The following is a 13920-nucleotide window of genomic DNA, read 5'->3' on the forward strand; positions in this document are numbered from 1 at the left end:
TTTTTCATAAGCTTGAACAGGTTTTTTAAACTTAATAAAATAACGTCTGAATAAAAAAATAGTTTTTGCTTTTTTTGGGATTCTAAATCACCTCATTTAAACCAAAATAAAAGGCGCGCTGATCTCCAAAGGCTATGTCCAAACGGATATTTAATCCTTCATCATTGAGTTTGTACCGAAAACCAAATCCTGCGCCATACCTAAACCTTTTCCATCCAAAATCTCCGACTTTTGGAGCCACTTGTCCTGCATGACCAAAAAGTACCATTCCGAGATTTCGGTAAACAGGTAAACGGTACTCTGCTTGATGGACCATGGCATGATTGTCCCTAAATCTTCCTTCAAAAAATCCACGCATTCTGTCGCTACCACCGATTAGGGAAATATGCTGAAATGGCGGATTTCCCGTAGTAAAACTCCACCAAGACTGCAGAGCAAGGACGTGGGTATCTGAGGTTTTGAAGTATTTTCTAAAATCTGTCGTGTATTGGTTGAAGCTGAAGTTACTTCCCAAAAAAGAAGTAAATCCCATCCAACTGAACCTGTTGTTCCATCCTTTGGTGGGTTGGAAGATATTGTCTCTTGTGTCATGGTTGAGGTTTAATCCCAAACCGGAAAGCCGCTGCCCGTCGTATCCCGGGACTTGTGTGGTTTCCAATATTCCTCCGGGAACCCGCCTGTAAATGTCATCTACCCGAAATTCATATCTCGGCCCGAAGAATATTCCCGGTATGATTTGGCGAAGGTAATTCAGGTGAAAATAGGCGAAGCGGGTGGTGTAGGATTCGCCTTCATCTGTGATGGGGTCATTGCCAATGCCATAAAATTTGAAAGGAAAATTGGAAAGTTCGAGGCGTGCATTCAGGTATTCCTTGTTTTCATTTGCCCACAGGTCAAGTTCTGTGGTGAAGATCGTCTGATTGTTGAGGGTGTACAAAACCGTGATAGGAATCGAGGAAGGACGGAGGTTGGGATCGGTCTCTCCCTTGTGTTTGAAAACCCTGATTGCACGGACCCCAAGCCCTAATCTTGTCTCAGGGGAATAAGTGACCGCCGGAATAAAGGCCCATTTTTCCCCCGAAATCAAATCGATGACTCGATCTCCTACATCAAAAAATTTATCAATTGCTCCGGATGTCGGAATGGTATCATTTACTTCTTGAGCATTTGTCAAAGAAATCGTGATTGAAAAAAAGAGAAACAAAAAAAGGGCTGTTTTCATCAGCCCCAAAAGTAAGGAATGTTTTCAAATACCTTAATCCATAAATTTTTCAACTTCTTCTCTGATGATGACATATTGGAAGAGGTCGCCGACTTTACCGTTTTTGATGTAGGCATGTTTCAAAATAGCCTCAGGTTCATAACCTGCATTTTCTAGGATTTTCATTGATGGCACATTGAAATCAAAAACCTGGGCATAAATCCTTTTTATGGACGGAAATTTTTCTAGCACATATTCAGTAAACAACTGCACAGCTTGTGTGGCGATTCCCTTTCCCCAAAACTGTTCAGCCACCCAAAATCCGATTTCCATATTTGTCCGGAGCTCTTCCTTGCCTATTTCACATCCCACAGATCCCACCAATTTGCCTTCATATTCGATTGCGAAATTTTGGGGTGGGTTGAATTTTTGATTATGCTCGATCCAGTGTCTCGCATCGTGAATGGTGTAAGGAGAGGGAAAACTGTCTCTCAGGTTTTTGGCAATATTTGGGTTGTTGGCGATAGGATATAGGCTGTGGTAATGGCCCTCATGCCATGTTACCAAACTTACATTTCCTTTTCCTTGAATCTTCATTTTATGGCTGGTTATTGCTCTTTAAGATAACGGAGTTTTTTGAGTTTCCTTAAAAAGAATTCGTGTTTTTTTGATTTGAGGCAATCATCATTCCCTTTTTAAATACCCTTGAGATAAAATTCCAATTTTAATTTAAATTTTGATGAATCTTCTTCCACGCTATTCTGGCCAATGATTTTGAGAATATGTTTTGAGGTTCAATTTCTCCAACTGTCGACTGCTGCCTGTAAACTGTAGACTTTTTCCTCAATCCTCCAAACCTGAAGCATTCATCCTTTCAAGATTTTCCGAAAGTCTCAATGCAGAAATGAAATCTTCAATATTTCCCTCCATCACATCAGGAAGATTATAGACAGTTTTGTTGATGCGGTGGTCAGTGACACGGCTTTGGGGATAATTGTAGGTTCGGATTTTGTCAGAGCGGTCCCCGCTACCTACCATTGTCCTTCTTTGGGCGCCTACTGCTTCATTGTGTTTATCCAATTCGATTTCGTACAAGCGGGACCGAAGTACTTTCAATGCTTTTTCAAAGTTTTTGATCTGGGATTTTTCATCCTGACAAGTTACGACTAGGCCTGATGGAATGTGTGTTAACCTGACTGCTGAATAAGTCGTGTTGACCGATTGTCCACCCGGACCGGAGGAGCAATAGGTATCCTTTCGGATTTCATTCATGTTGATGTTAACCTCGACTTCATCCATTTCGGGAAGTACTGCGACGGTGGCAGCGGAGGTATGGACACGGCCTTGAGTTTCAGTGGCAGGTACCCGCTGCACTCGGTGGACACCTGATTCATATTTCATCATTCCATACACATCCTCGCCGGTGATGGTGCTGATGATTTCCTTATATCCTCCCGAGGAGCCAAAAGTAAGGTCGAGTACAGTCAGTTTCCAACCCTTTTTTTCGCAAAAACGCTGGTACATCCTAAACAAATCCCCGGCGAAAATCGCCGCTTCATCTCCTCCGGTACCGCCCCTGATCTCGAGGATACAATCCTTGGAATCATTCGGGTCTTTTGGGATCAGTTGCTGTCTGAGTGACTCCTCCAATTCTTCTTCCCTTTGCTTCAGTTCGTCAAGTTCAGCTTTGGCCATTTCGCGAAAGTCCGGATCTTTTTCTTTTTCCAGAATTTCCTTGGTACTGGTAATATTTTCTTTGACCAACTTATATTCATCATACAGGTTTACCACTTTTTCGAGGTCCCTGTATTCCTTGTTTAGTTTGGTGTACTTGGACATGTCGGACATGGAGTCCGGCTGAATGATCAGTTGGCCTACTTCTATAAATCGGTCTTTAAGCGCTTGTAATTTGTCAAGCATAATTCAAATATTGATTGGCGGGTGCAAAATTAACAAAAATATCGGTTTTGGGATTTTAAACCTTTGTCTATCGGGCATCGGAATCCTGTTATCTTTGTGCCTCATATAAATATTTGCCATGAAACTCTTTACCAACACAGTCAGCGCTGTCATTGAATCCCTGGATGAAATTTTTAACCAAAACAGGTATGCTGATAAAGTGATTGAAAGAAAATTGAAATCCAATCCAAAATGGGGAGCAAGGGACAGAGGATTTATTGCCGAGTCTATCTATGAAATGGTAAGATGGTGGAGGCTACTCAATCAACTTAGCCCATCGGATGACTTCTACCATCTTTTTGGTACCTATTGGGTGCTTCAGGGAAATGAACTTCCGGATTGGAGGGAATTCAAAGGCTTGGATCCAAAATTCATCAAAGCAAATTATGACAGGATCCAAGAAAGGGCAATCCTTCAATCTATTCCCGATTGGCTTGATGACATGGGTGCTGAACTTTTGGGAGAAAATTGGGAGAAAGAAATCGAAACTCTCAACCAAGAAGCAGATGTCGTCCTTAGGGTCAACACACTCAAAGTCACCCGCGAGCAACTCATGAAAAGGCTTGCTGACGATGGCATCGAATCCTATGCTCCCAAAGGCTACAAAGACGCATTGGTACTTGCCAAAAGGCAGAATATTTTCAAAAATCCGGCCTTTAAAGAAGGGCTTTTTGAGATTCAGGATGCCTCGTCCCAACTCGTGGCAGCAGCTTTGGAAGTGGAACCTGGCATGCGGGTGATTGATGCCTGTGCGGGTTCTGGAGGAAAATCACTTCACCTAGCCGCCTTGATGCAAAATAAAGGTAGGATCCTATCCATGGACGTGGAGGCATGGAAACTGCAAAACACCAAACTGAGGGCGAGAAGGAACGGGATTAGCATCATTGAACCCAAAGTAATCGAAGGAAATAAGACAATTAAAAGATTAAAGGAATCTGCTGACCGGGTGCTGTTGGATGTGCCCTGCTCGGGATTGGGAGTATTGAAACGCAATCCGGATACCAAGTGGAAACTGACTCCTGAATCCATAGAAAAGGTTCAGACTATCCAACAGGAAATTCTTCAAAACTATGCCGGGATGGTCAAGCCGGGCGGATTATTGGTCTATGCGACCTGTAGTATCCTACCGACTGAAAACCAGATGCAGGTGGAAAAATTCCTTGCTTCCGAAAACGGCAAAAACTTTGAGTTGGTAGAAGACCAAAAAGTCTTGGCACAGGATAGCGGGTATGATGGTTTTTATATAGCAAAGATCAAGAGGAAATAAAATTAGGGTTAGAAAATGATGGTATTCATTTAAACTGAACTGTTTTTTTTGAATCAGAGATTCTTGTATTCTAGCCTATTCTAGAATAATAATTACGTTTCCAAATTTTTCTTCGTGCCTTTGCGCCTTTGCGGGATAATTTTCCCTAAATTTAAAATAACCAAACATCCGATCCGCATGACACTAGAAGCTGTTTTTGGCATGGCCAGCACGTTGGCCTTTTTTTCATGGATTGCACTGTTTATTTTTTATCCAAGGAAATGGATTTACCAAACGTTGTTTTCAGGAGTTTTTATTTTGATGGCAATTACTTATGGGTTTTATATCATTCCGGCTTTGTTTAATGGAGGGGAAGGGGGATTCAGTACATTGTCTGAAGTGAGGTTGCTTTTCGGTTCAGATGAAGCCCTTTTGGCAGGATGGATTCACTACCTTGCCTTTGACCTGTTTGTCGGGATGTGGATCGCTCAGGATGCCTGGGGAAAAGATATCAGCCGGTGGTTGGTTCTGCCCTGTCTGATTTTGACCTTTATGATGGGTCCGGTTGGCTTGTTGTTGTACTTTTTAGTCAGGGCATCCAAAATCAAAAGACTCAATCAGAGTCCTTATCACCCATGATATTTATCAGAAAGATTTTCAAAAGAAGCAAGTCCCTTGGGCAGTTCGGCCTGCTCAATTTTCTTGCATTTTTGGTTATGTTGGTCATTTCGTTTTTTGATGACAGGACTTTAAATGGGGTCAATGTCTGGATGAAACCGATGAAATTTGCTGTTTCCATTGGAATCTTTTCTTGGACAATGGCTTGGTATTTATTTTATCTCCCCCAAATCCGAAAAGTCCAGAAGATCAAACTAACCATTATCACCGCTATGATAATCGAGATGGTAATCATCATCTATCAGGCTTCTAGGGGAGAGCTCTCCCATTTCAATGTCAGTTCTGTAGGCAATGCGGTTTTGTTCCAAATCATGGGCATTGCCATTCTCATAAATACCATCATGGTTTTTTGGGCCTATCGATTATTTTCAGTTGTGGAATCCCTTTTTGCAGGATATAAGAGAGGTATCCAACTTGGCATGTTAATATTCGTGGTGGCAAGTATGGAGGGATACTTGATGGCTGCCAACCTGAGTCATACCGTTGGAGCGCCCGATGGCCAGGAGGGAATTTTCTTCCTGAATTGGGCAAAGGCCTATGGTGACCTTCGGATTTTTCATTTTTTCGGAATTCATGCCTTGCAGGCAGTACCGCTTTTTGCCTGGTATTTTGCAAGAAAGGATGTCAAGAAGGTAAATATTTTTGCTGTCATTTATTTCATTTTCTCCTTGGGCACTTTCTGGAATGCAATGGCAAGTAGGGGGATATTTTGGGGATGAAATGGTTGTAGTGGTTATAGTTGTTGTAATTGTTGTCAGCTTCGCGTTGTCATAGTTGTCAAGTTATCAGGTTGTCAGGTTGTCTAGCGTCACCCTGAGGCACGAAGGGTCTCACCTAAGGCAAATGAGATCCTTCACTTCCCGAAGAAAACGGGACAGGCTGTTCCTCTTTCAGGATGACGAGGAAACCAATGTAAGTTTCTGAAGAAAACGGAACAGTCTGAACCTCTTTCGAAATGACAAGGGAATACGTTTTTGGTAAGATGATCCAAGTCTTGAATCTTGTGTGTTGCGTTTACAATCTTAAGTCTTCCATCTCATGTCTCACGTCTCACATCTCCGAATTAATTTATTTTCAAACCGATTTGATTGACAACTGAAAATGTTCTTATCTTTGACGGGCAAATAGGGTTACCTAACCGAATTTGCTATGAACCTCAATTCCAATAAATTTCTTTTTGAAGCACTCACCTACGACGATGTGCTTTTAGTGCCGGGATATTCTGAAGTCCTTCCAAGAAATACAGACACATCCTCCCAACTCACCAAAAAAATCCGACTCAACATTCCTCTTGTTTCCGCCGCGATGGATACTGTGACGGAATCCGAATTGGCTATTGCCATTGCGCTAGAAGGTGGACTTGGTTTTATACACAAAAACATGTCCATCGAGAAGCAGGCCGCCCAAGTCAGAAAGGTGAAACGTTCTCAGGCCGGGATGATTTTGGATCCGATTACCTTGGATATTGAATCCAAAGTAAGGGATGCGGATGCTATCATGCGCGAATACCATATTGGAGGGATTCCTGTTGTGGACGAAAACAGGGTTTTGAAAGGAATCATCACCAATAGGGATTTGAGGTTCATCAAAGATCCAAATGTTAAAATCAAAGATATTATGACAAGTGAAAACCTGATTACTGCCAAGGCAGGAATTTCACTTGAACAGGCTGAAGAGATTCTTCAAGAATACAAAATCGAGAAACTTCCGATTGTAGATGAGGATGAAAAACTTACAGGTCTGATCACCTATAAGGATATTTTAAAAAGAAGGGACAAACCGCATGCCTGCAAAGATGAATTTGGAAGGCTTCGTGTAGGTGCTGCTGTCGGTGTCACCGCTGATATTGTCGAAAGGGTCGAAGCCCTTAAGATAGCAGGTGTAGATGTTGTTTCCATAGACACAGCACATGGACACTCCAAAGGCGTCATGGATGCATGCAGAAGAATCAAAGATGCATTTCCGGATTTGGAAGTTATAGTAGGCAATATTGCGACTCCGGAAGCTGCAATTGCACTTGCTGATGCAGGTGCAGATGCAGTGAAAGTGGGAGTAGGTCCGGGAAGTATTTGTACCACAAGGGTGATTGCAGGTGTGGGTGTTCCACAGCTTTCGGCTGTATTTGAATGCGCAGAAGCTCTGAAAGGTAGAAATGTTCCTGTCATCGCTGATGGTGGAATCCGCTATTCGGGTGATTTGGTGAAAGCCATTGCTGCAGGCGCAGGATCTATCATGATTGGGTCTTTGTTGGCAGGAACAGAAGAAGCTCCAGGAGAAATGCTGATTTTTGAAGGAAGGAAATTCAAAACATATAGAGGTATGGGTTCGCTGGAAGCCATGGAATCCGGTTCCAAAGACCGTTATTTCCAGGATGCAGAAGACAATATCAAGAAGCTTGTACCGGAAGGAATCGTTGGTAGAGTAGCATACAAAGGTTTGGTTTCAGAAGTCCTTTACCAATTAGTGGGTGGACTTCAGGCTGGTATGGGTTACTGTGGTACCCCAACTGTGGAAGATCTGCAAAAGAATGGCAAGTTTGTGAAAATCACTGCTGCAGGTGTCAAGGAATCACATCCGCATGATGTAAGCATCACAAGAGAAGCCCCAAACTACTCAGCTAAAATGTAAGCAAAGTTTAAAATGAAAGTGATAACTACTAGAAAAAGCGGCGGGTCCTACCCGTCGCTTTTTCGATTTCAGAGGGAATAAGACCCGGAGAAGATGGGTAATTTGCTAAAAGGGAAATTCCTAAGTTCCACAATGAAGTCAACACAGGAAATTTGTGGCAACGAAAAAAGAGTACACAAATTCAATTTTGAATTCAATTTCTTAAATCAGGATCATAACTCAATTTTTTAAGCATATCATCTGTCAGCGGATCGGAGTATATACCATAGCCATTGACCAAGACCCCTTTCAAATTGAATTTGTCGGAAGATACGGCATAGAGGACCGATTGGTCATCAGGATCAGAATTTCCCTCAAATCTAAAAACCTTATCTATTTGAAATTCATCGTGTAAAATGCGGAATTCACCCCCACGGCATTCAATGCAAAATTCTTTGAGGTTGAAATCCTCAGTATATCCTTGACTTTTCAGTCCGTTTATTGCTTGTGATAGTGTTTCGTAATTTTCCATAACTATCTAGGTTTATTTGATTACAGAATATTGAATAAGGATAAGACCAGGGTCTGAATTTGATAAGAGTTTTTCTCCTGTTTCGGATTGAATCTTTATTCAGAAAACGAAATTTTTGAAAATCGGTTTTTATAAATATTGGTTGTTATATGCTTTTAATATTATTTTCTGACCGGTTTCGTCGATTCGTATAAGTAGACTTGTCAAGTCTTAAAGTCCGAGGCTGTCCATTTTTGCCTTAAGGTAATCACCATTTTCAGCAGGATAGCGGAGATCTTTGTCATACTTTCCACTTTGCTTGGCAAGGGTCCAAATTAGACTTTCTCCGGCAGGAATTACCATTGGGACTTCTTCAAATATGGGATCCTTAAAGGCCTCATCCGCATCCATGATTTCCCATCCTTTTTCTTTGAAATGTACGATCAGGTCATCCAAGAACAATGCCGACGCAAGGTTATGGTGAAGCAGGATCGTATGGTTGATTTTCCTACCGGTCAATTGGTCAGCCAATCCATCATAAAATAAAGCTCGGTCATACATGTGTTCGATGTAAAAATCCCTAAACCCGCTGATGTCGGCCTGCGGATTTTCTTTGAGCCTATCTACCAATCTGCTGGCGATATACCAATCAGAGGCATCTATGGTAACATGGCCGTTTTTGTAACCTTTTTCTATCATAAAAGCCCTGAATCCTTCCACTTTCTCTTTTGTTTCACCCTCCTTGAGGTAAGGGAATCTGAAGTATTGGTAGAAGTTGGGATAGGCACGGATCACAGCATCATTTCTAATGAGCTCTGTCTTGAACATCTCCAAAGTCGTCTTCGGATCGCTGAATCTCGGATGGGTAAAAGTGTGGTTTGCAATCCGGTGGCCTTCTTTGTCCCAAGAAGAAAGTACATACCTGCCTTTGTCATTGTCCAAGGGTCCGACAGTAGCAAATAGAACCGCTTTGGCATCATGTTTTTTCAAGCTTGTAAGTATCATTTGGTTCCACTCCTCCAATTTTAGATTAGGCATATCACGTGTGGACCCATCATCAAAAGTAAAAGCAACCTTGGGTCGGATGGATGATTGTTCCTTTTCCTGTGATTTGATTACTGTCATATCGCCTAGATTTAGAACGATGGACAGAATTAGGAAGTAGATAGTATTGGCCATTTTGGAAGACTAGGTTTGGTATATATTTACAATCTAATCAACATTCAATTCGATAGTAAGGAAGATTATGCAAATGGATAAAAATCCGGCTTAAAGTAAAACAGGCTTACATACTCCTTGGGAGACTTCTTTTGAAATCTCCTTCTTTGGATTTATTGTATATTTGGGAAATATGGACTTTTGTTTGCCAACATTCCATAATCCGATCAACAAATCAACATTAACAAGCCCAAAGATGAGAAACCGGTTTTTTATTTTATTTGGATGGCTATTGATAATTGCATCCTGCCAATCTCCAAATGAAACTCAGGGAGAAAAAGAGGAACAGACAAAACCACAAAAAGTCTCTATTGCCGAAATAGAAATAGGGATCAAAGCCTATATTGAAAAGGAAACAGAGACAGGTGACGGCTATTTTCAAGTCAATGACGAAAGAGGAAATTTCAATTTGAAGCTCGTTCGTGTCCATACTGAGTACCTTTCGAACCTTGGTCCGAAAAAATATTTCGCCTGTGTGGATTTGGCGGATGAAAAAGGAGATGTCTATGATGTGGATTTTTTTATGGAGGGTGAACCGGGAAACATGAGGGTAACAGAAACTTCCCTTCACAAACTGAACGGCAAGCCATTTTACACTTGGAAGCAGGTGGTGGACAAAACCTGGCGGAGAGTCCCGGTTGAAACTGCATCCACGGATTTGTTAGGAGTTGTCGAAGGTCAGGATGAATTTGATTTTCATTACTATTCCAAACTTCCCAAGATTGACGGATCTGCCAAAATGTGGATTCCTATCGCCAAAAGTGACAGTTTCCAAAATGTTGAGGTGGTCAAAATGAACCTTCCTGGAAAACATCAAATGTTGAAAGAACAGGATTTTGACAATACGATTCTTTACCTAGAACTCGGGCCAGAGGATAGCGGAAAGGAAATTGACATTACCTATCAGGTGGCAAGGAAAGAAAAAGGTCCTTATGATGCTTTTGATCCCGTCGACAAGAAATACTTACAGCCAAATCTTTTGATGCCAATCGGCGGTAGGTTTGAAGAAATAGCCAAAGAAGCCATCAAAGGCAAGGAAAATGACAATAAACTCGTCCAAGCTCGGGCTTTGTATGATTATATTATTGACAACATGCGGTATATGAAATTTGGTAAATTCGGCCGCGGGGATTCCAATTATGCCTGCGATTCCAAGACGGGAAACTGCACTGAGTTTCATTCTTTTTTCATTTCCTTGGCGAGATCAATTGATATTCCGGCGAGGTTTTCCATAGGCGCCTCAATTCCCTCAGATAGGGACGAGGGAGGTATTGATGGGTATCATTGTTGGGCCGAATTCTACGCAGATGGCAAGTGGTGGCCGGTGGATATCAGTGAGGGTAACAAGTACACAGCCCTTGCTACATATTATTTTGGAAGGCATCCTGCCAATAGGATTGAATTCAGTCAGGGCCGCGACCTCAAAGTAAGCCCTGGTCCATCTGGAGGACCGATCAATTTTATGGCTTATCCCATCATGGAAATAAACGGAGAACCTGCTTTTCCACAAACTGTATTTTCATTCAACAGAAAATCAGAGTAAACTTGACCATTTTTCTGAAAAACGTGGGAATTCCTTTCATGGGATTTTGATAATGCCTTCTGATTTTTTTGATTTGGTAAGATTGGATATGGAGGAAAAAAGAAGTGTCTGAAAAAACCATATCCTGAGAGCCGGTTTCCAGACACTTTTAAAACGCCTTTTTGAAATTAATTGGTAGCAGTTGTGTCTGCAGGATGTTCTGAAGTAGAATCAGTGGGGTGTTCTGCACCATCGGATGGATGTTCAGCACCTTCAGCAGGATGCTCGGCACTTTCTACTTGTTCGGTTGATTCTTCTCCTTCTTTTTTACCTCCACAAGAACTAACGGTTGCTACGAAAAGGAAGCCAAAGGCCAATACCAATAGGGTACTTGATTTCAGTTTTTTTAACAGGGTCATAGTCTTTCTGTTTTGTTGTTGGTGATTTGTTTTTAGGCTAATCTAATTTAAGCCAAAACAAATTTACGATTTTTTGCCAGTTTCAAGAATTTATTTGCCATTTCAAAAGTCTTTGCCATTTTTTTTCTTTGGTTTTGAATTGGTTTTCAGATCACCGGATACTATTTTTTTGCCTTGTTTCAACCTTTTGTTTTGACTTTGAATTTTATTTACTAATGATCACCCTAGTCGGGGTTGGTCCGGAGATACTGTTTTTGTCAAAAGCTGATCTGATTTCTTCTTGAACAGAGAAGAACGCATCCCAATAATGTGCAGGAGATGAATAAGGCCTGATGGCAAGAGTGACCATTCCATCACCTACTTTCAATACATTGACAGAAGGAGCCGGTTCTTCCAATACAAACTCATTTGCTTTTAATACTTCTAAGGCAACATTTTTTGCTTTGACCACATCACTGTCTGGGGCGACAGCCATGGTGATATCTACACGGAGATTGCCATGACGGGAATAATTGACGATCGTACCGTTAGAGACAGCGCCGTTTGCAAGAATGACGGTTTTGTTTTCTGCCGTCAGCAGGATTGTATTGAAAATTTGGATTTCGTTGACCACGCCGGTCTGACCGTTTGATTCTATCAGGTCTCCGATTTTAAAAGGCTTAAAAACCAGGATCAATACCCCGCCGGCAAAATTGGCAAGCGAACCCTGTAAAGCCAAACCCACAGCTAAACCCAAAGCACCGACGACTGCCACAAATGAAGTAGTCTGAATTCCAAGCATGCCCGCGACAGAAATCAGCAATAGCACCTTTAAACCCCCACTCACGAGACTACCCAAAAATGATTGCAGGGAAACTTCTATTCCTCTTTTGTTAAGTGCCTTTGAAACAAGCTTCGAAATGAAATTGACCACGTAAAGGCCAATGATAAATACTGCAAATGCACCTAGTAATTTTGGACCGAAAACGTATACCCAGTCCATAAACTTTGTTGTGTAAGTGGTTACTTCTTCCATAGATTGTATTTTAAATGAAGATTGTATAAAATTAAAATTCTATAAAAATATAAAAATGATGTGAAATATTTTACCGTTAAGTAGGCCTAGTTTATTGATTTATTATGAAAAAAGAGGATAAAAATCAAAGATATCTAACCTTGGCAATAAATTATTAATTAGCAATTTAATAGGGACATTGGTCTTAATCTTTGGCAGGATCTTCAATATAATAAGTAAGTTCAGGAGCATTAAAAGCAAAAAACCCAATGATATTTATCATTGGGTTTTTTTAAGAAAGAACTTATTTCCTAAGGTTGGATTGGATTTCACCTTCCAGTTCCATCAGGAAGCTGTCAATCGTTCCCGGCTTGACGTGGGGCATGACGACGATTTTGTACCATTCCGGTTCAAATTCATAGGAATTGGCAACGAGGTAGTATTTGTATGCCAATTCTTTGGATAGGTATTTGGCTTTTATCGCGATGATATTCAGGTAAGGATTTCTGAAATATTCCACTCCCATTCTTTCTAATCTCTTGCAAATTCGCTCTGTTTGGTCGCAAAGGGTTTCCATTTTGTATTTCCATCCTTCCGATCCATGGATCTGCAATATCATCCACATAGAGATGGCATTGGCTCCGGACCGGCTTCCGCTGACGGTATAATCTTTTCCGGGGATATATTGCGCTTCTTCCGTTTTGACATAGTCAAAAAACCCTTTTCGGATCAAGAAAAGCCCTGTTCCGTAGGGTGTCTGAAGCATTTTGTGTCCATCTGCTGTAATGGAATTCATGTAAGGATTTTGGAATGTAAACCTGCTCATTGGGTTTGTAAAAGGGTAAATAAACCCTCCATAAGCGGCATCTACATGGATTTTGAATGGTACATTGAGATTAGTGAAAAAATCGCCTAGTATATCGATGCCATCTACAGACCCAAACATGGTAGTGGAAAGATTTGCGATGACGATGAAATACTTAATGCCTTCTTGCATGGCGGTATTTACTTTGGACTCTAAGGATTCCTTGGTGATCTGCCTGCTTTCCGGTTCCACTTCCAGGATGATGCTGGTAAGGTTAAGCAGATTGGCACCTTTAGGCATGGAATAATGAGAGTCTTGGGAATAAACCAGTCCGATTTCACCAAGTCTGGCATCATATTCTTTTTTGAAAAAATTCCTGTAAATCCACATGGCCTGAATATTGGCTTCTGTTCCGCCGGTTGCCACATATCCGTCTTGTTGGTTTGGATCTCCATTAAGGATTTCCTCTGCTACCAAGCGGATCAGGTCCTTTTCGATTTTCTGGGTACCTTCAAATATCTCCAGGACCGATTTGTCGCTGAGGGTATGCACCCCGATGTGATTGGGATTGCGGACCATTGCGGACATATAGGGAGCATCCTTCAAAAATGGGGCATCAGGATAAAATTCTGCCGTATCCAGGTATGTTCCGGGAATTCCAAGTATGGGGTGATCGCCTCTATAATCCAGATTTTGGGAAAGGGCATTGAATATAGTTTCTTTGATTTGTTCGTGTGATTGTTTTTTCCAATACATGGTA

At 41.4% G+C, this 13920-nt stretch carries 13 protein-coding genes; 5 read left to right on the forward strand and 8 right to left on the reverse strand.

The window, feature by feature from the left end:
• Positions 1-82: 82 nt before the first annotated feature.
• The 3 genes from NU887_RS05600 to prfA form a co-directional block, all read right to left on the reverse strand.
• The gene (locus NU887_RS05600) at positions 83-1222 is read right to left on the reverse strand and encodes an outer membrane protein assembly factor (protein ID WP_258422376.1); all 1140 of its coding nucleotides are present in this window, start codon (positions 1220-1222) and stop codon (positions 83-85) included.
• A gap of 33 nt (positions 1223-1255) precedes the next feature.
• Positions 1256-1798 (reverse strand): GNAT family N-acetyltransferase, encoded by a 543-nt coding sequence (locus NU887_RS05605; protein ID WP_258422377.1) that lies wholly within the window; start codon positions 1796-1798, stop codon positions 1256-1258.
• A gap of 246 nt (positions 1799-2044) precedes the next feature.
• A complete protein-coding gene (prfA, locus tag NU887_RS05610) occupies positions 2045-3121 on the reverse strand; it encodes a peptide chain release factor 1 (protein ID WP_258422378.1) in 1077 nt (358 codons plus the stop codon).
• A 118-nt stretch (positions 3122-3239) separates the two neighbouring features.
• Between prfA and NU887_RS05615 the strand changes: the two genes are divergently transcribed.
• From NU887_RS05615 to guaB, 4 genes are all read left to right on the forward strand, one after another.
• The gene (locus tag NU887_RS05615) at positions 3240-4427 is read left to right on the forward strand and encodes an RsmB/NOP family class I SAM-dependent RNA methyltransferase (RefSeq protein ID WP_258422379.1); all 1188 of its coding nucleotides are present in this window, start codon (positions 3240-3242) and stop codon (positions 4425-4427) included.
• A 177-nt stretch (positions 4428-4604) separates the two neighbouring features.
• Positions 4605-5045: an ABA4-like family protein gene (locus NU887_RS05620; protein WP_258422380.1), complete on the forward strand. Its 441-nt coding sequence runs from the start codon at positions 4605-4607 to the stop codon at positions 5043-5045.
• On the forward strand, positions 5042-5803 hold the full coding sequence (locus NU887_RS05625; protein ID WP_258422381.1) for a hypothetical protein: 762 nt from the start codon (positions 5042-5044) through the stop codon (positions 5801-5803). Before NU887_RS05620 ends, NU887_RS05625 begins: the two co-directional genes overlap by 4 nt.
• A 430-nt stretch (positions 5804-6233) precedes the next feature.
• Positions 6234-7712 (forward strand): IMP dehydrogenase, encoded by a 1479-nt coding sequence (gene guaB, locus NU887_RS05630; RefSeq protein ID WP_258422382.1) that lies wholly within the window; start codon positions 6234-6236, stop codon positions 7710-7712.
• Positions 7713-7905: 193 nt separating this feature from the next.
• Here guaB and NU887_RS05635 read toward each other — a convergent pair whose 3' ends face one another.
• Together NU887_RS05635 and NU887_RS05640 are read right to left on the reverse strand one after the other, a co-directional pair.
• Positions 7906-8223, reverse strand: coding sequence for a phosphoribosylpyrophosphate synthetase (locus NU887_RS05635; protein ID WP_258422383.1), 318 nt, complete (start codon positions 8221-8223; stop codon positions 7906-7908).
• A gap of 210 nt (positions 8224-8433) precedes the next feature.
• Positions 8434-9327 carry a polysaccharide deacetylase family protein gene (locus NU887_RS05640; protein WP_258422384.1) on the reverse strand — a complete coding sequence of 298 codons (894 nt, stop codon included), beginning with the start codon at positions 9325-9327 and terminating at the stop codon, positions 8434-8436.
• Between the two features lie 289 nt (positions 9328-9616).
• Here NU887_RS05640 and NU887_RS05645 point away from each other — a divergent pair, with 289 nt between their 5' ends.
• Positions 9617-10963 (forward strand): transglutaminase-like domain-containing protein, encoded by a 1347-nt coding sequence (locus tag NU887_RS05645; protein ID WP_258422385.1) that lies wholly within the window; start codon positions 9617-9619, stop codon positions 10961-10963.
• A 167-nt stretch (positions 10964-11130) separates the two neighbouring features.
• On the opposite strand, the gene NU887_RS05650 is transcribed toward NU887_RS05645, so the two are convergent.
• The 3 genes from NU887_RS05650 to NU887_RS05660 form a co-directional block, all read right to left on the reverse strand.
• Positions 11131-11361 carry a hypothetical protein gene (locus NU887_RS05650; protein ID WP_258422386.1) on the reverse strand — a complete coding sequence of 77 codons (231 nt, stop codon included), beginning with the start codon at positions 11359-11361 and terminating at the stop codon, positions 11131-11133.
• Between the two features lie 205 nt (positions 11362-11566).
• Positions 11567-12376: a mechanosensitive ion channel family protein gene (locus NU887_RS05655; protein WP_258422387.1), complete on the reverse strand. Its 810-nt coding sequence runs from the start codon at positions 12374-12376 to the stop codon at positions 11567-11569.
• Positions 12377-12659: 283 nt separating this feature from the next.
• Positions 12660-13916 (reverse strand): pyridoxal-dependent decarboxylase, encoded by a 1257-nt coding sequence (locus tag NU887_RS05660; RefSeq protein ID WP_258422388.1) that lies wholly within the window; start codon positions 13914-13916, stop codon positions 12660-12662.
• Positions 13917-13920 lie beyond the last annotated feature (4 nt).

Source organism: Aquiflexum gelatinilyticum, assembly GCF_024741135.1.
GTDB lineage: Bacteria > Bacteroidota > Bacteroidia > Cytophagales > Cyclobacteriaceae > Cognataquiflexum > Cognataquiflexum gelatinilyticum.

Bases quoted from the DNA above. Each gene is read 5' to 3' on its own strand.
- NU887_RS05615 (WP_258422379.1), top strand. From the start codon at position 3,240: ATGAAACTCTTTACCAACACAGTCAGCGCTGTCATTGAATCCCTGGAT.
- NU887_RS05605 (WP_258422377.1), bottom strand. From the start codon at position 1,798: ATGAAGATTCAAGGAAAAGGAAATGTAAGTTTGGTAACATGGCATGAG.
- NU887_RS05655 (WP_258422387.1), bottom strand. From the start codon at position 12,376: ATGGAAGAAGTAACCACTTACACAACAAAGTTTATGGACTGGGTATAC.
- guaB (WP_258422382.1), top strand. From the start codon at position 6,234: ATGAACCTCAATTCCAATAAATTTCTTTTTGAAGCACTCACCTACGAC.
- NU887_RS05620 (WP_258422380.1), top strand. From the start codon at position 4,605: ATGACACTAGAAGCTGTTTTTGGCATGGCCAGCACGTTGGCCTTTTTT.
- NU887_RS05635 (WP_258422383.1), bottom strand. From the start codon at position 8,223: ATGGAAAATTACGAAACACTATCACAAGCAATAAACGGACTGAAAAGT.
- prfA (WP_258422378.1), bottom strand. From the start codon at position 3,121: ATGCTTGACAAATTACAAGCGCTTAAAGACCGATTTATAGAAGTAGGC.
- NU887_RS05645 (WP_258422385.1), top strand. From the start codon at position 9,617: ATGAGAAACCGGTTTTTTATTTTATTTGGATGGCTATTGATAATTGCA.
- NU887_RS05625 (WP_258422381.1), top strand. From the start codon at position 5,042: ATGATATTTATCAGAAAGATTTTCAAAAGAAGCAAGTCCCTTGGGCAG.
- NU887_RS05650 (WP_258422386.1), bottom strand. From the start codon at position 11,361: ATGACCCTGTTAAAAAAACTGAAATCAAGTACCCTATTGGTATTGGCC.
- NU887_RS05600 (WP_258422376.1), bottom strand. From the start codon at position 1,222: ATGAAAACAGCCCTTTTTTTGTTTCTCTTTTTTTCAATCACGATTTCT.
- NU887_RS05660 (WP_258422388.1), bottom strand. From the start codon at position 13,916: ATGTATTGGAAAAAACAATCACACGAACAAATCAAAGAAACTATATTC.
- NU887_RS05640 (WP_258422384.1), bottom strand. From the start codon at position 9,327: ATGACAGTAATCAAATCACAGGAAAAGGAACAATCATCCATCCGACCC.